Source organism: Thioreductor micantisoli, assembly GCF_055392745.1.
Map to the genome: position 1 here is coordinate 797397 of NZ_AP043760.1, position 20160 is coordinate 817556.

The 20160-nt window shown below is 27.1% G+C and carries 18 protein-coding genes and 1 pseudogene; 14 read left to right on the top strand and 5 right to left on the bottom strand.

Annotation, left to right across the window (positions count from 1 at the left end; genetic code table 11):
- Positions 1-12: 12 nt before the first annotated feature.
- The 4 genes from grpE to ppk2 all read left to right on the top strand — a co-directional run bounded on the left by grpE (position 13) and on the right by ppk2 (position 4510).
- Positions 13-552, top strand: a complete 540-nt coding sequence (grpE, locus tag ACZ5OA_RS04175; RefSeq protein ID WP_464908271.1) for a nucleotide exchange factor GrpE — start codon at positions 13-15, stop codon at positions 550-552.
- A 23-nt stretch (positions 553-575) separates the two neighbouring features.
- The gene (gene dnaK / locus ACZ5OA_RS04180; protein WP_464908272.1) at positions 576-2471 is read left to right on the top strand and encodes a molecular chaperone DnaK; all 1896 of its coding nucleotides are present in this window, start codon (positions 576-578) and stop codon (positions 2469-2471) included.
- A 294-nt stretch (positions 2472-2765) separates the two neighbouring features.
- On the top strand, positions 2766-3545 hold the full coding sequence (locus ACZ5OA_RS04185; RefSeq protein ID WP_464908273.1) for a pyridoxine 5'-phosphate synthase: 780 nt from the start codon (positions 2766-2768) through the stop codon (positions 3543-3545).
- Positions 3546-3580: 35 nt separating this feature from the next.
- Positions 3581-4510, top strand: a complete 930-nt coding sequence (gene ppk2 / locus ACZ5OA_RS04190) for a polyphosphate kinase 2 (protein ID WP_464908274.1) — start codon at positions 3581-3583, stop codon at positions 4508-4510.
- A gap of 60 nt (positions 4511-4570) precedes the next feature.
- Here the strand turns inward: ppk2 and ade are convergent, their stop codons facing one another.
- The 4 genes from ade to ACZ5OA_RS04210 are packed head-to-tail and all read right to left on the bottom strand — an operon-like array spanning position 4571 to position 10156.
- Positions 4571-6169, bottom strand: a complete 1599-nt coding sequence (gene ade / locus ACZ5OA_RS04195) for an adenine deaminase (RefSeq protein WP_464908275.1) — start codon at positions 6167-6169, stop codon at positions 4571-4573.
- Positions 6170-6193: 24 nt separating this feature from the next.
- Positions 6194-7654, bottom strand: a complete 1461-nt coding sequence (locus ACZ5OA_RS04200) for a response regulator (RefSeq protein ID WP_464908276.1) — start codon at positions 7652-7654, stop codon at positions 6194-6196.
- 43 nt (positions 7655-7697) lie between these two features.
- Positions 7698-9863 carry an AAA family ATPase gene (locus ACZ5OA_RS04205; protein WP_464908277.1) on the bottom strand — a complete coding sequence of 722 codons (2166 nt, stop codon included), beginning with the start codon at positions 9861-9863 and terminating at the stop codon, positions 7698-7700.
- Positions 9860-10156 carry an ATP-dependent Clp protease adaptor ClpS gene (locus tag ACZ5OA_RS04210; RefSeq protein ID WP_464908278.1) on the bottom strand — a complete coding sequence of 99 codons (297 nt, stop codon included), beginning with the start codon at positions 10154-10156 and terminating at the stop codon, positions 9860-9862. The genes ACZ5OA_RS04205 and ACZ5OA_RS04210 overlap by 4 nt, the downstream gene beginning before the upstream one ends.
- Positions 10157-10257: 101 nt before the next feature.
- On the opposite strand from ACZ5OA_RS04210, the gene ACZ5OA_RS04215 reads away from it, so the two are divergent.
- The 5 genes and pseudogenes from ACZ5OA_RS04215 to ACZ5OA_RS04235 all read left to right on the top strand — a co-directional run bounded on the left by ACZ5OA_RS04215 (position 10258) and on the right by ACZ5OA_RS04235 (position 14174).
- Positions 10258-11340, top strand: a complete 1083-nt coding sequence (locus ACZ5OA_RS04215; protein WP_464908279.1) for an ADP-ribosylglycohydrolase family protein — start codon at positions 10258-10260, stop codon at positions 11338-11340.
- Positions 11341-11357: 17 nt separating this feature from the next.
- Positions 11358-12221, top strand: coding sequence for a hypothetical protein (locus ACZ5OA_RS04220; RefSeq protein WP_464908280.1), 864 nt, complete (start codon positions 11358-11360; stop codon positions 12219-12221).
- A gap of 90 nt (positions 12222-12311) precedes the next feature.
- A pseudogene (locus ACZ5OA_RS04225) lies at positions 12312-12950 on the top strand (McrB family protein); the annotation flags it as partial.
- Positions 12947-13252, top strand: coding sequence for a 5-methylcytosine restriction system specificity protein McrC (locus ACZ5OA_RS04230; protein WP_464908281.1), 306 nt, complete (start codon positions 12947-12949; stop codon positions 13250-13252). The pseudogene ACZ5OA_RS04225 and the gene ACZ5OA_RS04230, both read left to right, overlap by 4 nt.
- A 10-nt stretch (positions 13253-13262) precedes the next feature.
- Entirely contained in the window at positions 13263-14174 is a 912-nt protein-coding gene (locus tag ACZ5OA_RS04235; protein ID WP_464908282.1) for a 5-methylcytosine restriction system specificity protein McrC, read from the top strand.
- On the opposite strand, the gene ligA is transcribed toward ACZ5OA_RS04235, so the two are convergent.
- A complete protein-coding gene (gene ligA, locus ACZ5OA_RS04240; protein WP_464908283.1) occupies positions 14166-16106 on the bottom strand; it encodes an NAD-dependent DNA ligase LigA in 1941 nt (646 codons plus the stop codon). The genes ACZ5OA_RS04235 and ligA overlap by 9 nt on opposite strands.
- A gap of 94 nt (positions 16107-16200) precedes the next feature.
- Between ligA and tatA the strand changes: the two genes are divergently transcribed.
- The 5 genes from tatA to thiS all read left to right on the top strand — a co-directional run bounded on the left by tatA (position 16201) and on the right by thiS (position 20159).
- Positions 16201-16422: a twin-arginine translocase TatA/TatE family subunit gene (gene tatA, locus ACZ5OA_RS04245; RefSeq protein ID WP_464908284.1), complete on the top strand. Its 222-nt coding sequence runs from the start codon at positions 16201-16203 to the stop codon at positions 16420-16422.
- Positions 16422-17171, top strand: coding sequence for a twin-arginine translocase subunit TatC (gene tatC, locus ACZ5OA_RS04250; protein ID WP_464908285.1), 750 nt, complete (start codon positions 16422-16424; stop codon positions 17169-17171). The genes tatA and tatC overlap by 1 nt, the downstream gene beginning before the upstream one ends.
- Positions 17172-17182: 11 nt before the next feature.
- Positions 17183-17734 carry a DJ-1 family glyoxalase III gene (locus tag ACZ5OA_RS04255; RefSeq protein WP_464908286.1) on the top strand — a complete coding sequence of 184 codons (552 nt, stop codon included), beginning with the start codon at positions 17183-17185 and terminating at the stop codon, positions 17732-17734.
- Between the two features lie 251 nt (positions 17735-17985).
- Positions 17986-19962 carry a glycine--tRNA ligase subunit beta gene (gene glyS, locus ACZ5OA_RS04260; protein WP_464908287.1) on the top strand — a complete coding sequence of 659 codons (1977 nt, stop codon included), beginning with the start codon at positions 17986-17988 and terminating at the stop codon, positions 19960-19962.
- A complete protein-coding gene (gene thiS / locus ACZ5OA_RS04265) occupies positions 19959-20159 on the top strand; it encodes a sulfur carrier protein ThiS (RefSeq protein WP_464908288.1) in 201 nt (66 codons plus the stop codon). Before glyS ends, thiS begins: the two co-directional genes overlap by 4 nt.
- Position 20160: the final 1 nt, after the last annotated feature.

Below are 20160 nucleotides of genomic sequence, written 5' to 3' on the forward strand. Positions count from 1 at the left end.
AAAGGAGGAAGAATGAGTAAGAAACATAAACATCATAATGATGAATTAGTAGAAAAAGAAACTAAAGAGCAAGAAGTTGCTGAAAATAGTGAAGAAGATAAAGTATCTGAAGAGGAGAAAGTATCTGAAGTGGAACAAAAATTGGAACAAGCATTAAGAGCATATGCAGCTTGTGAAAATGATAAAAAAATTATAGAAAAACAGAAAACCCAAGCAATTGAGTATGCAGCTGAAAAATTTGCAAAAGATCTTTTACCTGTAGCAGATACACTTGAACTCGCTATTAAAAATATAAAAGAAAAAGATAATGGAAGTGTAAAAGAGATGCTTGAAGGAATTGAACTTACACTTAAAAAAATGATGGATACATTTAAAAACTATGGAATTGAACCAGTTGAACATAAAGAATTTGATCCAAATCTTCATCAAGCAATTCAACAAATTCCAAGTGAAGAGCATAAAAATGGGGAAATTGTGGAAGTGTATCAAAAAGGATACAAACTAAAAGACAGATTAATTAGACCAAGTATGGTTACAATTTGTAAAAACTAAAAAATTAAATAAAAGGAGATAAAATGGCAAAAGTAATAGGAATTGACTTAGGAACAACAAATAGCTGTGTAGCATATTATGATGGGAAAAATGCAAAAGTAATAGCAAATAAAGAAGGAAGAAATACAACTCCTTCAGTAGTAGCATTTACTGATAAAGGTGAAATTTTAGTAGGGGAACCTGCAAAAAGACAAGCAATTACAAATCCAGAAAAAACAATTTATTCAGTAAAAAGAATTATGGGGATGATGTGTTCTGATAAAGAAGCGGCAGAAGCAAAAAATAAAGTTCAATACAAAATTGTTGAAAATAGTGGAGCGTGCGCCGTTGAAATTGATGGTAAAAAATATACACCACAAGAAATTTCTTCAAAAATTTTATCAAAATTAAAAGAAGATGCTGAAAGTTTTTTAGGAGAGCCTGTAACTGAAGCAGTAATTACAGTTCCTGCATATTTTAATGATAGTCAAAGAAAAGCAACACAAGAAGCTGGTAAAATTGCTGGTCTTAATGTATTAAGAATTATTAATGAACCAACAGCAGCAAGTTTAGCATATGGACTTGATAAAAAAACTGAAGAAACTATATTAGTTTATGATTTAGGTGGTGGAACATTTGATGTTACAACTTTGGAAATTGGTGATGGAACTTTCCAAGTATTGTCAACTGACGGTAATGCATTTTTAGGTGGTGATGATTTTGATAATATTGTTATCGATTGGCTAGTATCTGAATTCAAAGCTGATAATGGAATTGATTTAAGTCAAGATAAAATGGCTATGCAAAGATTAAAAGATGCAGCTGAAACAGCTAAAAAAGAGCTTTCAAGTAAAACTGAAACTGAAATAAATTTACCATTTATTACAGCAGATGCAACTGGACCAAAACATTTAGTAAAATCTTTAAGTAGAGCTAAATTTGAAGCTATGATCGGTGATTTATTGAAAGAAACATTAAAACATATTGATACAGCTTTAAAAGATGCGGATTTAAGTAAAAACGACATTCAAGAAATAGTAATGGTTGGTGGTTCTACAAGAATTCCAAAAGTTCAACAAATGGTAAGTGAATATTTTGGAGGGAAAGAACTTAATAAAGGTGTAAATCCTGATGAAGTTGTAGCATTAGGTGCAGGAATTCAAGGTGGTGTTTTAAAAGGTGATGTAAAAGATGTATTATTACTTGATGTTACACCATTAAGCTTAGGAATTGAAACACTTGGTGGAGTAATGACTAGAGTTATTGAAAAAGGGACAACAATTCCTGCTAAAAAATCACAAGTATTTAGTACAGCAGAAGATAATCAAAGTGCGGTTACAATTCATGTATTACAAGGTGAAAGAGAATTTGCAAAAGACAATAAATCACTTGGACAATTTAACCTTGAAGGAATTCCAGCAGCACCAAGAGGGGTACCTCAAATCGAAGTTACATTTGATATCGATGCGAATGGTGTATTAAATGTAAGTGCAAAAGATAAAGGAACTGGAAAAGAACAAAAAATTACAATCTCTGGAAGTTCAACTTTAAGTGAAGAAGAAATCGAAAGAATGGTAAAAGAAGCTGAAATGCATAAAGCTGATGATGAAAAAAGAAAAACTTTAATCGAAGCAAAAAATCAAGCTGATGCATTAGTTTATCAAACTGAAAAATCATTAAGTGAATCTGGTGATAAAATTGATGCTAAAACAAAAGATGATATTCAAAGAGCAATTGATGATTTGAAAGAAACACTTAAAAAAGAAGATGTTACAAAAGAAGAAATTGATACAAAAGTTAAAACTTTAACTGATTCAAGTCATAAACTTGCAGAAGCAATGTATCAAAAAGAACAAGCTGGAGCAAATGGTGCGAACCAAAATGCAGGAGCAAATAAAAAAGCAGATGATGACGATGTTATCGATGCGGAAGTAGAATAATTTCTACTTCTTTTTCTTTTTTTACTTCTAAAATTCTATGCTTAATATTTCTCAATTATTAATTTTTTATGGAACTGACCTAAAACACTCAACAATAAAACAAATTTTTTAACACTCTAAAAAGCTAAAAAGTGTCAACGCAAGCGCTCTTCGGGTTTGAAGCACACTTTTTTGAAAGCTTTTTTTCGTTAAAATTTGTAGTTGTTTCATTTATTTAGTCAGTTCCATTTTTTATTATCTATTCTCAATTTAATTTAAAATATGGTATAATTTTTCAAAAATTAGGGGCTAAAAATGAAACTTGGAGTAAATATAGACCATATTGCAACACTTAGAGAAGCAAGACAAATAAATGAGCCAGATCCATTACAAGCAATAGGAATTTGTAAAAATGCAGGGGCTGAACAAATCACTACTCATTTAAGAGAAGATAGAAGGCATATTGATGATTTTGATGTTAGAAGAATTATTGAAAGCTCATTCTTACCAGTAAATGTAGAATGTAGTATTAATGAAGAAATAGTAGAAATATTATGTAAACTTAAACCTAATCGTATAACTATTGTCCCTGAAAATAGAGAAGAAGTTACTACGGAAGGTGGGCTTGATTTATTTAAAAATAGTAATAGAATAAAATCAGCAATTAATAAATTTTTAGAAAATGATATAATGGTATCTCTGTTTATTGACCCAGAAATTTCTCAAATAGAAGAAGCAAAAAATTTAAATGCAGATATGATTGAACTTCATACAGGAAAATATGCAAATTTAGGTTTAGCTTTAAATTCAAATTTAAATTACACAAAACATAAACTTTTTACAAAATTTAATAGAAAAGAGTTATCAAAAATGTTGGAAGATGAAATAAAATTAATTAAAGATAGCGTAATTTTTGCAAATGATATTGGACTTGGAGTAGCTGCAGGGCATGGACTTAATTATCAAAATGTTTTACCAATAGCTCAAATTAAAGAAATTGAAGAACTTAATATTGGTCATTCTATAATTGCTAATTCTATTTTTGTGGGGCTTGAGCGAGCAATTAAAGATATGAAAGATTTAATTAGTTTTTAATACATAATTTGTTATAATAAAGAAAAAGGCGGATAATGAAAACATTATTTCAAAACATATCTTCTTTAAAAGAAAAAGCAAAAGATAAAGAATCAATAGATTTATTACATGATTTAGAAAAAGAACTTAAATTACTTAGAACTAAAACAGGAATAACTCAATTAATTAAAGGTAAAAAACTTAGAAAAGCAATAAGAACTGTAGAATATGAGGATGAATTAACAAAACTTCAAATGGAACTTATCAAATTTCAAAATTGGGTTTTTGAAAATAAAAAAAGAGTTATAATTATATTTGAAGGAAGAGATGCGGCAGGAAAAGGTGGTGCTATTAAAAGATTTACTGAATATTTGAATCCAAGAAAATTTAGAGTAACAGCATTACCTAAACCAACAGAAATAGAAGCTGGGCAGTTTTATTTTCAAAGATATTTTCAACATCTACCTAATCAAGGTGAAATAGTTTTTTTTGATAGAAGTTGGTATAATAGAGCTATAGTTGAACCGGTATTTAATTTTTGTACAAAAGAGCAATATAATAAATTTATGAAAGAAGTTCCTGAAACAGAAAATGCTTTAATTGATGATGGAATTGTAATTATAAAATTTTGGTTTTCAGTAAGTCGAGATGTCCAATTGAAAAGATTTACAGAAAGAGAGCATAATCCATTAAAACAATGGAAACTTAGCCCAGTCGATAAAGAAGCTCAAAAAATGTGGGAGAAAATTACATTCTATAAAGAAGAAATGTTTAGTAAAACACATACTTCATATTCTCCATGGATAATTGTAAATAGTAATGATAAAAAAGTTGCAAGATTAGAATCTATTAGATATGTATTATCTCAATTTGATTATACTGGTAAAGAAAATGCACTTACAATTCTTCATCCAGATCCGGATATTATAAATAGATATAATAGAAGAGCAATGCAAATAGATACTTATGATAAAAAAAGTAAATAGAAATTATTTTTCTATCTTAGAGAATAGCTTATTTATTTAAACTATTCCTTATAGCCTTTTTTATGGCTTTTTACATGGAGCAATAAAATGGAAACTTCGTCCATCAAATAAACCTTTATCACTAAGTTTTATTTCTGGAATAACTAAAAGTGCCATAAAAGAAAGTGTCATAAATGGACTGCTTAATTTAGAACCCAAACTGTTTTTAACAAATTTGTCTATCTCCTCATATTTCTTTGCAATCTTAAATCCATCTTTATTACTCATAATTCCGGCAACACTTAAATCTAATAAATGGGATTCATCTTTATTTACTGCACTAATACCACCTTTAGCATTTATAATAAGATTTGCAGCTTTTGCCATATCTTTATCGCTGCAACCAACTACGATAATATTATGAGAATCATGAGCAACACTTGAAGCTATAGCTCCATTTTTTAATCCAAATCCCTTAACATGAGCAATTCCTTTTATTGCACTATTATGATATCTATTTATAACCGCTATTTTTAAAACATCGTCATCATCATCACTTAAAACTTTTTCATAAGTTATAAGTTCATGATCGACTACTTGAATCACTTCCATTTTTTCACATTTTGGCAAGAAGAAATCTGATGGAGTTTTCAGTGATGTCTCAAATTTATTAACAATATCAACATTTACAGAATTTAATAAACTTTTTCCTTCTTTTGCAACTACGGTTCCATTTATAAATGTTTGTATGACTTTAAATTCTTTTAAATTATTTATTTCTATAAAATCTGCACTATCTCCCACTTTAAGAGTACCAACATCCAAATTGTAGTGTTCAATAGGATTTAAACAAGCCATACCTAAAACATCAAAAACATTATGTCCTAAAGAAACAGCACGAGCAACTAAGCTATTTATATGTCCTTTAAGTAAATCATTAGGATGTTTGTCATCACTACAAAACATCATATTTTCATGATATTGGTCTATAAGTTTATGAAGTGTATCAAAATTTTTTGCAGCTGAACCTTCTCTAATGAGAATTTTCATCCCATTTTGAAGTTTTTCTAAACCTTCTTCATAACTAAAAGCCTCGTGGTCTGTTGATATTCCTGCAGCTATATAAGTTTTTAAATCTTTCCCCATAAGTCCTGGTGCATGCCCATCTATAGGTTTGTTTAGCTTCTTTGCAGCTGCTATTTTTGACATTATATCTTTATCATTATTTATGACACCAGGGAAGTTCATTACTTCACTTAAAAATTTTATTTTAGGATTTTTTAGTAGAGTTGTTACGGCTTTTACATCTAAAGTAGCTCCATTTGTTTCAAATGGTGTTGCGGGAACGCAAGGTGAAGCTCCAAAATAGAACTTGAAATTCGTTTGATTAGCATTTTCGAGCATAAATTCAACACCTTTTAGACCGAGTACATTGGCTATCTCATGAGGGTCACTTACAGTTGCGACAGTCCCATGTAAAACTGCCAAGCGAGCAAATTCACTAGGAATTAGCATTGAACTCTCGATATGAATATGGGAATCAATAAACCCAGGAAGAACATAAGTCTCATATTTTTCATCTGTTTCAATTATAGAGTTTATAATACCATTCTTAATCTCTATGATAGAGGGTGTTATTTTTCTTTTTTTAATATCAATTAAATTAGCTTTGATCTGCATTTTTATCCTTTAATTGAAGTTTTATTATAATTCTATTATAAATCTACTTTCATTTGGTATAGGTTCATATTTTATCGTTAAATTATCTTTTTCTAATATTTTTTTAACCATATAAAGACCTATTCCAGTTCCTTTATCTTTGGTAGTAAAGTTATGTTCAAATATTTTATCTTGAATTTCTGTAGGTATTCCTCCTGCATTATCTTCATAAATTAATTTGTTATTTTCTATTTTGATATTAATATTTCTTTCTTTAATATTTTTTTCTTTAAAAGCATCTATTGAATTGTTAATTAAAACAAACATAACATGTTTTAGATTGTTTTTATTAAATTCAATATTAATATCATCACCTTCTATATTTACTAAAATATTATTCATAATAAGTAAATCTTTTATCATTTTTATAATTTTAAAAAGTTCATCTTTTAAATTTATATTTTCTTTTATATCTTCTCTAAAAAAACTTTTAAACTCATTAATAATTTCGTTTAATTCTGTGACTTTTGATGAAACATTTGATACACATGTAGAATTTTCTAATTTGGGATTTTCAATTTCAAATCTCATAAGTTCAAGTTTCATAATATTCAGTGGTTGTCTCCATTGATGAATAATATAATCAATCATTTCTCCCATTATTGCTTGTTTTGATTGTTTTATAAGTTCTTCTTCTTTTTGTTTTATTTCAAATTCTTTAAGAGAAATAAGTTTTTTAAGTTCTTGATTCTTGTTTATTAAATCTAAATTCATTTTTTCAAGTTTTATGAATTGTTCAACTTTTATTATAAGAGATTCAATACTAAAAGGTTTTGATATAAAATCATTTGCTCCATTTTTCATCATATTTAAAATTTCATTTTGTGAATTATGACTACCTGAAATTGCTATAATAGGAGTGTTTATGTTTATTTTTCTTATATTTTTTATAACTTCAAGTCCATTTATATCCGGCATTTCTATATCAACTAAAATTAAATGTGGCTCAATTTCCCTTATATCTTCTACTATATTTTTCCCACTGGCTTTTGTTTGGATTTGAAAATTATCTCTTTGTAATACTTTTTTCATTAAATTTCTTGAAAAAGATGAATCATCTACTATCAATATTCTATAATTTTTATTTTCTTCAAGTTGATTATATTTTTCAACTATTTTTGTAATAGTATAATCAAAAGGCATAGTTTTAAGATAATAATCGATAACTCCTTCTCCAAAAAGGTAATTTCTTCTTTGAAAATCAGTATCAGCAGTTAATACAATTATTTTATTATCTTTTCCATATTCATTTATTATTTCATCACCATCACCATCTGGAAGATTTAAGTCAGTTAATACTAAATTAAACTTTTGATTATCAAGGAAATTTTTAGCTTCTTTTATAGTAAATGCTTGAGATATTTCACTATTTTCAAAATATTTTTCTAATGATTTCTTTAATGTAGTATTTATTACTTTAGAATCTTCTATAATTAAAAGTTTCATTTTATATTACCTTTTTTACATATATCATATAATTTTAACATAATTAAAACTTAAAAATAAATTTTTTATTAAAATCAATACCTATATTTCCACCTTTTTTAAGTTTTCCAAATAATATTTCATCGCTTAAAGGCTCAATTATTTCATTTTCTATGAACTCTGCCATAGGTCTTGCACCCATTTTCGGATTATATCCTCGTTTGATTAACTCTTCTTTTGCTTTATCACTAAGAGTTAAAGTTATATTTCTTTTTGCAAGTTTTTTGATTGTTTCTTGCATAAATTTATCGACTACTTTAAGTAGAGCTTTTTTGCTAAGTGGTTTAAATCTAATTATACTATCAAGTCTATTTATAAATTCTGGTGCAAAAAATCTGTTTATAGCTTCCTCCTTGAAATCACTTTTTTCTTGATCAAATCCTATATTACTACCTTGGCCAACTCCAAGATTTGAAGTCATTATTAGAATTACATTTCTAAAATCTGCTTTTCTCCCTTCACTGTCTGTTAAAGTTGCATTATCCATAACTTGAAGTAAAAGTTGCACAATATCAGGATGTGCTTTTTCTATTTCATCTAAAAGTAAAACAGTATGGGGGTGTTTTCTAATAGTTTCAGTTAAAAGCCCACCTTTTTCATATCCCACATATCCTGGGGGACTTCCGATTAATTTTGCTATACTGTGGCTTTCTTGATACTCACTCATATCAAATCTTTCAAAATGAATTCCCATAATTTTGGCTAATTGTTTAGTTATTTCAGTTTTACCCACTCCCGTAGGTCCCACAAATAGAAAACTTCCTATCGGTTTATCATCTCTTGTAAGTCCCGCTTTTTTTCTTTTAATAACTTTTACGATGTTTTTGATAGCTTCATCTTGGTCAAATACTTTTTGTTTTAGATTGTACTCAAGCAGACGAAGTTTTTCAATCTCATTTGTTTTTGCTGATTCTTTTGGAATATTTGCCATTTGAGCGACGATCTCTTCTATATCTGTTTTTGATATTTTATTTTTATTTTTTAGTTTAAATTTAGCTCCAACTTCATCAATTACATCAATAGCACTATCTGGTAAAAACTTTTCTCTTAAATATTTTTTACTAAGTTCAACTGCTGTAATGATAGATTCATTTGAATATTTAACATTATGAAACTCTTCATATCTGCTTTTTAAACCTTTTAAAATCTTAATTGTATCATTTACACTTGGTTCGTTTATATCAATTTTTTGAAATCTTCTGTGTAATGCTCTATCTTTTTCAAATGTTTTTTTATATTCTTCATAAGTAGTTGCACCAATACATCGAATTTCACCTCTTGCAAGTGCTGGTTTTAAAAGATTTGCAATATCCATAGTTCCGCTTCCACTAGCTCCCGCACCAACTATCATATGAATTTCATCTATAAATAAAATAGGCTCATCATATTTTTTAAGTTCATTCAAAACAACTTTCATTCGTTTTTCAAATTCACCTCTATATTTTGTCCCAGCGATTAAACTTCCAATATCAAGGGAAAATATTTTTTTATCTTTTAAAACTGGTGGTACATCTCCAACGGCTATTTTTTTAGCGAGCCCTTCTGCTATTGCACTTTTTCCAACGCCTGCTTCACCTACTAAAATTGGATTATTTTTCTTCCTTCTTAATAAAACTTGCATAACTCTGTTTATTTCTTTTTCTCTACCGATGACATTATCATATTTTAGAGCCTCACTAACCATTTCGATAGTATATTTTTCTATTTCAGTCTCTTTTTTTGGTTTATCTTTCTTCTCTAAGTTTAAAGAAGAGATATATTGTAAAATATCGAGTTTATCTATTCCAAAACGAAATAGAAGTTGCATAAAAAAACTTTCACTTTCTTCTGCCATAGAAGCTAACATATCAAATTCATTTGCTTCATCTTTTCTAATTCCCTGGAGATGTTCAAACATTCTATTTGTAACTCTTTGGAAAGCATCAGTTTCTACTGGTTGAAAATCTTCAGGCATTTTATCTATCGTTTCTACATATGTATTTAAATATTTATTTGTTGTAATTGTTAAAAATTCTATATCAGCCCCTAAAGTTATTATATGTGAAGACATTGTAGAGTTTCTAAGCATTGCATAAAATATATGTTCTAATGTTACAAATCTATTTTTTCTTCTTTTTACATCTTGCAAGGCATATTGTAAAATTTTATTAAGTCTTGTTGTTATATTCATTCTTCCTCCATTGTAGCTAGCAAGGGAAATTCAGCTTCTTTTGCCATAAATTTTACCATACTAACTTTTGTTTGGGCTATATCATAAGGGTAAATTCCAACTATTGCAAATCCTTCTCTATCGACTTTGAGGGTAAGTTCAACTGCTTCATCTTTTGATTTATAAAAAACAGTTGTCAAAACATCTATCACAAAATCAAAAGTCGAATAATCATCATTATGTAAAATAACTTTATACATTTTTGGTTTCATTAATTCTATATCGATATCATAATCTAATTCAGTATTAGCCATAAAATTCCTTTCTTTTTATAAGAGATTATTATATCAAAATTTCTGTTATAATTATAATAGAAAGAATATTTTGATTTTGATAATAATAAAAGGGATAAACAATGTTAGGTGCAATAATAGGTGATATATGTGGTTCAGTTTATGAGTTTGATCCAATTGAAGTAAGAGATTTTTCTCTTATGAAAGATGGTGTTGATTTTACTGATGATTCTGTTTTAACAGTAGCTGTTGCTGATGCAATTTTGTATAATAAAGATTTTGCCGAAACAATTAAAAGATATGCACAGAGATATCCAGGAAGAGGTTATGGCGGAAGATTTTATGATTGGATAGATTCAGAATCATTAGAACCTTATGGAAGTTATGGAAATGGTAGTGCAATGAGAGTATCTTCTGTTGGATTTTATTATGATTCAATTGATGAAGTTTTAGAAAAAGCAAAAGAAAGTGCAGAAGTTACTCATAACCATAAGGAAGGTATAAAAGGTGCTCAAGCAGTTGCATTAGCAATTTTTTTAGCTAGAACAAATCATACAAAAGAAGAGATTAAAAATGAAATAGAAACAAGATTTAATTATGATTTAAGTAGAACACTTGGAGAAATAGAGAAAACTTATCATTTTAATGAAACTTGTCAAGGTAGTGTGCCTGAAGCAATAACAGCATTTTTGGAATCAACTGATTTTGAAAGTGCTATTAAAAATGCTATTTGGTTAAAAGGTGATGCCGATACACAAGCTTGTATGGCAGGAGCAATAGCTGAAGCTTTTTACAAAGAGATACCTCAATATTTAAAAGATAAAGCTTTTGAAATAATCCCCGAAGAGTTTAAAAAAATCATAGATGAATTTTATATTGCAATAAACAGTAATAATAGCATCTATAAGGATACAATAAAACAAATAGAAGTTCATTTTCATAAATTAATTAATGAGAGAATGAATGAGTTTGGTATAAAAAATGATATTGAATTACCTGAGTTAAATTCTAAGCAAATAAATTTATCAAAAAATATCTATTTTCCTATTTATGGAATGTATGGTGGTTTTTCTTATAGATTAGAGTTAAAAAAGGATAATTTAGAATTAATCTCTGAAAGTTGGTCGAGAATTGCAGGTGGTTCAGGCGAAAGACATATAATTAATAAAAATGGTTATGAATTAGTAGATGAGGGATTTGTTTAAAAAATAAAGGAATAAATATGGAAAAATTTGATTTTAAAGGTTTTAGAAAATATGGTGAGAATATTAATTTTCCCTCGATTACTACATACATTTCATTATTAAAAAGAGGATTAGAAATAGTAGATAAATTGGGACTTGATTTAAAACAAATTGATACAGGTTACTTTAAAGATAAGTTTAAGAAATATATGAACGAAAATAAGTTACATCAAGATTTATATAATGATTTTAAATCTGCATATAGAAAATATTTAATGTTTGAAAATGAAGAAATATCAAAAGATAATGAAATGAAAAAGGGAAATAAAATGCAAAACAAAAATCAATCACTAAATCAAATTTTATATGGACCTCCAGGGACTGGAAAAACATATAATACAATAAATAGAGCATTATCAATTATAGAAAATAAAACTTTAGATGATTTAGAAAATGAAAATAGAGAAGAGTTAAAAAAGAGATTTGATGAATATAAAAAAGCAGGGCAAATTGAATTTGTAACTTTTCATCAAAGTTATGGATATGAAGAATTTGTAGAGGGGATTAAGGCTGAAAGTGATGAAAACGGGAATTTAAGTTATCGTGTTGAAGATGGGATTTTTAAGAAATTGTCAAAAAAAGCAAAAGAAAATTTTGAAAATTCAAAACTAAAACAAAATCAATCAAATAGAAAGCTTTTTTTTAAATCAGTATTTCAAAAAGTAATATTAGATCCTTTAAAAATACAAAACAAATTAAAGATTTCCCTAACAAAAACATTTTTTTACATTTATAAAGTAAATAATAATACTATATATTTAGAAACATCTAATGGAAATAAAAATCTCCATTTAGCAATAAGTACATTAGAAGAAATGTATGAAGAAGAGAAAAATAATTGAATTAAGGGTGGATTAGAAATATACTATAATGCAACTTTAAAATTACTTCTTGAAAATTCAAACGAATTTAAATATGTAAATCAATTAAATTTGAAAAACTACATTCTAATAATAGACGAAATAAATCGTGGAAATATCTCAAAAATATTTGGAGAACTTATTACACTTATTGAATTGAGCAAAAGAATTGGAGCAGGTGAAGAGATAAAAGTTAGACTTCCATATTCAAATGAAGAGTTTGGAGTGCCAAAAAATTTATATATTTTAGGAACTATGAATACCGCTGATAGAAGTATTGCTCTGCTTGATACGGCACTTAGAAGAAGATTTGAATTTATTGAGATGATGCCAAAAGCTGAACTTTTAGAAGATATTAAAATTCAACAACATGATATTGATATTAAAAAGATGTTTGAAACTATAAATGAAAGAATTGAATATCTTTACGATAGAGACCACACCATTGGTCATTCTTATTTTATGAGTTTAGAAGATAATCAAACGATAGAAGAATTAACAAATATTTTTAAAAACAAAATTATCCCACTTTTACAAGAATATTTTTATGATGACTTTGAAAAAATTATGATGGTTTTAGGTAAAGGATTTGTAGATAAAAAAGAACTAGATTCTAATATTTTTGATTACAAGAAAGATGATTATTTGGATGATGAAAAATTCATATATGAAATTAAAGAAAATTTTGATTTTAGTGATTTTAGAAAATGATTTTAAAAGAGTTTGAATTTATTCAGTGTAAAGATAAAAATCAAAAAAATTTTATAAAAAAATCTACTTTTGAAGAGTTAGAAAAGTTTATTTTAGAAAATGAAGCAAGTGCTAATTATTTAAAAATTACTATGAAAAAAGGCTTTGGAAAAGTATTACAAGCTCAAAATTTCGTAGGTTTAATTCAAACAAAAGATGGCACTACGATTGAAATTCTTCCAAAAATCAAAAATAAAAGTGATGAAGAATTAAAAAAAATTGCTTTTAAAAATGCTAAAAACTTTGAAAAATTCTCCTTTTAAATCTTTTAATATGGCACAATTAAAAGCTAATAAAATGCCTCTTTTAGAAATTTTTATCTCAATGTTTTTAGATGAATTAGATAAACTTATAAAAAGAGGAATAAAAAGTGATTATATTCAAAAAGAGGAAAATTTAAAATTTCTAAAAGGTAAATTAAAATTAAAAGAGCAAATTAAGAAAAATTTTATTCATAAAGAGAGATTTTTTGTAGAATATGATGAATTTATGAGTGATAGGATTGAAAATAGAATCATAAAAACTACACTAAAATATCTTTATAAAAAGTCTAACTTAAATAAAAACCAAAAAAGAATTAGAGAGTTTTTGTTTGTTTTTGATGAGATAAAAAAGTGTAAAAATATAAAAATAGCTTTTGATAATATTAAATTAAATAGACAAATGAAAGATTATGAAAATATTATTTTATGGGCAAAAATATTTTTATTTGGAAATAGCTTTACACCTTACAAAGGAAATAGTGTTGCTTTTGCACTTCTTTTTGATATGAATCAACTTTTTGAAAGTTATGTTTATCATTATCTGAAAAATAAGATGAAAATCAAAAATATAAAAGCACAAGATAAAACTCATCATCTTGCATATTTGAATGGAGAAGATAAAAAGTTTCAGTTAAAACCGGATATTGTATTAGATAATGGGAAAGTTATACTTGATACAAAATGGAAAATTTTGAGTGAAGAAAAAATTCATAATGGAATTAATCAAGCAGATATGTATCAACTTTATGCTTATGGAACAAAATATCAAAATTGCGAAACTCTGTTTTTGATTTATCCAAAAGATAATGATATTGAAAGTAGTTATTATGAATTTTTTAAAAATAAAAGCTTAAATTTAAAAATATGTTTTTTTGATTTGTATGGAGATAATAATAAGTTAGAAAAAGAGATATTATTTTAACATCTCTTCCATTTCTTCTTCGCTAATAGTTTTAACTCCTAAATTTATAGCTTTATCATATTTACTTCCAGCATCTTCTCCATAAATTACAAAGTCAGTTTTTTTGCTAACTGATGAGGTAACTTTGGCACCTAAATTTTCGAGTATTTTTTTAATTTCACCTCTTGGTTTGCTCATCGAACCAGTTAAAACGATAGTTTTATTGGTAAATGGTGATTTTTTTATCTCTTTGATTTCTGGATTTTTTGGGTTTATTATCTCTTTTAGTTTTATAATTTTATCTTTATTAACTCTTATAAATTCAAGTAATGAATTTGCCATTTCCTCACCAAATCCATCAATTTCAAGAAGATTTTCTTTGTTAACATCTAAGAAATTTACTCCAAATTTCTCACAAAGTTTTTTACTTGCGACTTCTCCAATATGTTCAATTCCTAAACCATTTATAAATCGCCAGCATTCAGCTCCCTTAGAATTTTCGATAGAAGTAAGTAAATTTTGTGCTTTTTTCTCTTTGAATCCTTCTAATTTAAGAAGTTTATCCATTGTTAAAGAGTATAAATCCACAACATCTGTAATTAATTTTTCATTTACTAAAAGTTCAACTATTTTTCCTCCAAGACCATCAATATTCATACAATTTTTGCTTGCAAAATAGATTATAGCATTAATCACTCTTGCAGGACATGATAAATTTTGACACTTGATGAGAGCCCCTTCATCCAAAACTTCACTTCCACATACAGGGCAGTGAGTAGGGCGAGGGATTTTATTATCACTATGATGAGATACCACTTTTGTAATTTTAGGAATAACATCTCCACTTCTTATAATTATTATTTCATCGTTTATTCTTAAATCCATTCTTTCAATTTCATCAAAATTATGAAGAGTTGCTCTTGTAACTATAGCGCCATCAATTAGGGCAGGTTTTACAACTGCTACTGGTGTAATAACTCCCGTTCTTCCTACTTGTAAAATAACATTTTCTAATATAGTTTTTTTCTCAATAGCTGGGAATTTAAAAGCTACCATCCATTTTGGATATTTTACTGTATATCCCAAAATATCGTGTTTTGAAATATCATCAATTTTGATTACCATTCCGTCTAACATCATTTCAAAATCTTGGCGAAACTCTATAAATTCATTATATCTTTGTATAATCTCTTTTTTTGTTTCTACTAATGCTCTTTTAGGTGGTTCATTAAATCCTAATTTGTAGATAAAATTCATCATTTCATAATAACTATTATAATTTAATGAATTAACTCCAACGCCCCACGGATAAAACTCTAAATTTCTTTTAGCTGTAATTTTATTATCAAGTTGTCTAAGACTTCCAGCAGCTGCATTTCTTGGATTTGAAAATGCATCTTCGCCGTTTTTTAGTCTTTCTTCGTTTATTTTCTCAAATTCTTTTTTTTTGATGACAATTTCACCTCTAATTTCTATGAGTTCATTATAATTAATTGTTTTAGGAATAGAATTTATTACAAAAGCATTATTTGTAATGTTTTCTCCAATTTCTCCATTTCCTCTAGTAATTGCTTGTTTTAATTTTCCATTTTCATATATTAGATTTAAACTTGCACCATCAAATTTCGGCTCTATATAAAATTTATCTATCTGAATGGTTTTTTGAATTCTATTTATCCATTCATTTAATTCTTGTTCATTAAAAATATCTTCCATTGACCACATACGGCTTAAATGTTTAGCTTTTTGGAATTTATCTAATACTTTATAACCTATTTGCCCAGTAGGTGAAGTAGTGTCGATTTCGTTTGGATGAGCTTTTTCATATTTCAAAATTTCATGATAAAGTTTATCATATTCTTCATCCGTTGCAGTTGGATTATCAAGCACATAATATTCATAAGCATATTTTTTTAGAAGTTTTACTTTATCTTTATAGTCATTTAAAGTCATTATAAATCCTATTTTTAATTTTATTATAATAAATTATAACAAATTTTATAAATTTTTGATACAATTACTTAAAAACTAAATAAAAGGATTGAAAATGGGAATGAGTAGTACAGAATTAATTATTATTTTAGTGATTGTAGTTTTACTTTTTGGAGCGAAAAAAATACCAGAACTTGCAAAAGGAATAGGAAGTGGTATTAAAAATTTCAAAGAAGAAATGAAAACAGTAGATACTGAAGAAGATAAAAAAGAAGTTGAAAATAAAGCTACTGAAATAAAAGTAGATAAAGAAACTGAAACTAAAAAAGAAGCATAATGCTTGATGAAATAAGACCTCATATTGCTGAGCTAAGAAATAGATTATTTAAAATAGTAATTTCATATGGAATTGCTTTTTTAATTATATTTATGAAGTGGCAACTTGTTTATGCTTGGATGAAAAAGCCTTTAGAACAGGCTTTTGACAAGCCTATGATATTTACATCATTAGCTGAACCATTTTTAACAGCTCTTAAAATTTCGCTTTATGCTGGATTTGTATTGGCTTTGCCTTTTATAATGTGGCAAGTGTGGAAATTTATAGCGCCTGCTTTATATGAAAATGAAAAAAAGATGGCAGTTCCATTTGTGTTTTGGTCAACTATAATGTTTTTAAGTGGAGTTGCATTTGCTTATTATGTAGTGTTTCCATTTGGTTCTAATGTTTTAATCAATTTTGGTGGAGTTCAATTTGTAGCTATGCTTAAGATGAGTGAATATATTGGATTTTTTGCTAAATTTATGTTTGGGTTTGGAATAGCTTTCGAACTTCCTGTATTTTCATATGCTTTAGCAAAATTTGATTTAATTACAGATAAAACTTTAATGGATGGATTTAGATATGCAATTGTTATTATTTTTATAGTTTCCGCTATTCTTACTCCACCAGATCCAATGACGCAACTTTTAATGGCAATTCCACTAATTATTTTATATGGAGTTTCTATTTTAGTAGTAAAATCTGTAAATCCTTATAAAGAAGAAAAGGAAGAAAAGGAAGAAAAAAACAAAGAGGAAAATCAATAAAAGGAAACAAAATGGTAAAAGTATGTGTACCTTTAGCAGAGGGTTTTGAAGATATTGAAGCAGTTACATTAATTGATGTAATGAGAAGAGGCGGTATTGAAGTTATCGTGGCTGGAGTTAATGGAAGTTTGATAACTTCTGCACATAATTTAAAAATCCAAACCGATACGACTATTGATAAAGTAAGTGCAGACGAGCTTGATTTGTTTGTTTTACCAGGAGGTTTACCAGGTGCGACTAATTTAGCAAAAAGCGAAGAAGTAAAATCTCTTCTTCAAGAAATGGATAGCAAAGGGAAATATGTAGGTGCTATTTGTGCTGGTCCGATTGCTTTAAAAGAAGCAGGAGTTTTAAAAGATAAATATACTGCATATCCAGGATGGGAAGATAATATAAGAAAAGAAGGATATGTAAGCGATAAAAAAGTAGTTGAAGATAAAAATGTTTTGACTTCAAAAGGTCCAGCGACTGCTATTTGTTTTGGGCTTGAAATTGTTAAAAAATTTGTAGGAATTGAAAAATATAATCAATTAAAAGCTGGATTATTAGTAGATTTTTGCTAAACTTTTTTTAGAGATACTACCATTTAAAATAAGGCACTGACTAAATAAACGAAACAACTACAAATTTTAACGAAAAAAAGCGTTAAAAAAAGTGTGCTTAAACCCAAAGGGCGCTTGCGTTGACACTTTTTAGTTTTTTGTAGTGTTAAAAAATTTGTTTTATTGTTGAGTGTTTTAGAAGTGTGCCTAAATTAATATTTTTATTTAGATGAATTTTGATATAATTACTTAAAAACTTTAAGGATTTATTTATGTTAAAACCATTACTTATTGAAATAGGGGTAGAAGAATTACCTGCTATTCCTTTTTTAAAAGAACTTCCAAATATTGAAAAAAAGTGGAATAATATTTTAGAACAAAATTCACTTGAATGTGAGTTTAATTTTTATTACACACCAAGAAGATTAGTTTTATGGCATAGAGAATTTCCAACAAAACAACAAGATAAAATAAAAGAAGTTTGGGGAGCACCTAAAGCAATAGCTGGGAAGAATCCAAAAGCAGTTGAGGGTTTTGCTAAAAAAAATGATATTAGCCTTGATGAAGTTACTTACAAAACAAAAGGTAATCAAGAATTTTTATATATTAAAAAAGAGATAAAAGGTAAAGTTTCAAAAAATTTACTTCCTAAAATGGTAGATGAATTTTTAGACTCATTAAATTTTGGTAAAACTATGAGATGGGGAGCTAATCCAAAAGAATTTATTCGACCTATTAGATGGATAAATGTTATTTTAAAAGATGAACCAATTTTATTTACTTCAAGTTATGGTGTTAATAGTGCTGATTTTACATTTGGTCATAGAAATTACAAAGATCCAATTTTTATTGATTTTGTAGGGACTTATTTTTGCGAGTTAGATAAAAATGGAGTTGTTTTATATCAAGATGAAAGAAGAAAAAAAATCTTAAATGAAATTAAAAAAATAGAGCAAAATAACAACCTTAAAGTTGAGATTGATGAAGAGTTACTTGAAGAAGTAGTTACTATTACTGAATATCCAACTCCTTTGCTTGGAAGTTTTGAAGAGAAATTTTTAGAATTACCACCAGAAGTGATTATTACCTCAATGAAAGAACATCAAAGATATTTTCCTGTTTATAAAGATAACAAACTTACTAATAATTTCATAGTCGTAAGTAATTCTAAAACAGATGATTATAGTCAAGTTGTTAGTGGGAATGAAAGAGTTTTACGAGCTAGACTTAGTGATGGACTATTTTTCTGGGAAAATGACTTAAAAAATGGATTTAATATTGAAGGTCTTAAAAATATTACTTATATGGATAAACTTGGAACTGTTTATGATAAAGAACTTAGAGAAGCAAAAATAGCTGAAATTTTAGCAGATAAATTTAAAGAAGATAAAGAATTAATCAATAGAGCCGTAATGCTTAGTAAAGCAGATTTACTTAGCGAAATGGTATTTGAATTTACAGAACTTCAAGGAATTATGGGGTATTATTATGCTCTAAAATTTAGAAAAGATGAAAAAGTAGCTATTGCTATAAAAGAGCAATATACAAACAGTGCAACTAATAAATTTAGTGCAATTGTTTCACTCGCTGTTAAATTTGATACTTTAATGAGTCTGTTTAGCATCGGGAATTTACCAAAAGGAAATAGAGACCCATTTGGTCTGAGACGTGCAGCAATTGCTATAATTAATTTGATAAAAGAACATAATCTAAGTCTAAATTTAAAAGAATTTATAGAAGAAATAAAAGGAAATTATGAAAAATTTAATACAAATTTAGTAATTGAATTTATTTTAGAAAGACTTTTCCAACTTTATAAAGATGTAAATCCAAGTGTAATTAAAGCAGTATTGGCAAGTGGTGATACAGATTTGATTGAAATTGATAAAAAAATAAAAGCTTTAAATGAAATTGTAAATTCTGATGATTTTTCTGAAGTATTTACTACATTTAAAAGAGTTGCAAATATTGTAAAAGATGAAAAAATTGGTGATGTAGATGAAAGTTTATTAGTTGAAAATGCAGAAAAAGAATTATATCAAGCATTTAAAGAAAAAAATTCTCTTGAATTAGATTATTTAGAAAAAATGGATGTTTTATTTAGTTTAAAACCAGAAATTGATAACTTTTTTGATAATGTAATGGTAAATGTAGATGATGAAAAATTAAAACAAAATAGAATAAATTTAATAGGAAATATCTATAAAGCATTTAGCAATATTGCAGATATTAAGGAAATTAGTATATGAAATTGATTATTAATGGAGAAGAGAGAAAATTTGACTCTTCTATTACTATTTTAGAAATTTTAGAAAAATTGGAGATTAGTAATAAAGCTATGGCAGTTGCTGTAAATATGGAAATAGTTAAAAAAGACAATTGGGATAAATTTGTTCCAAAAGAGAATGATAAGTTAGAAATACTACAATTTGTAGGAGGAGGTTAAA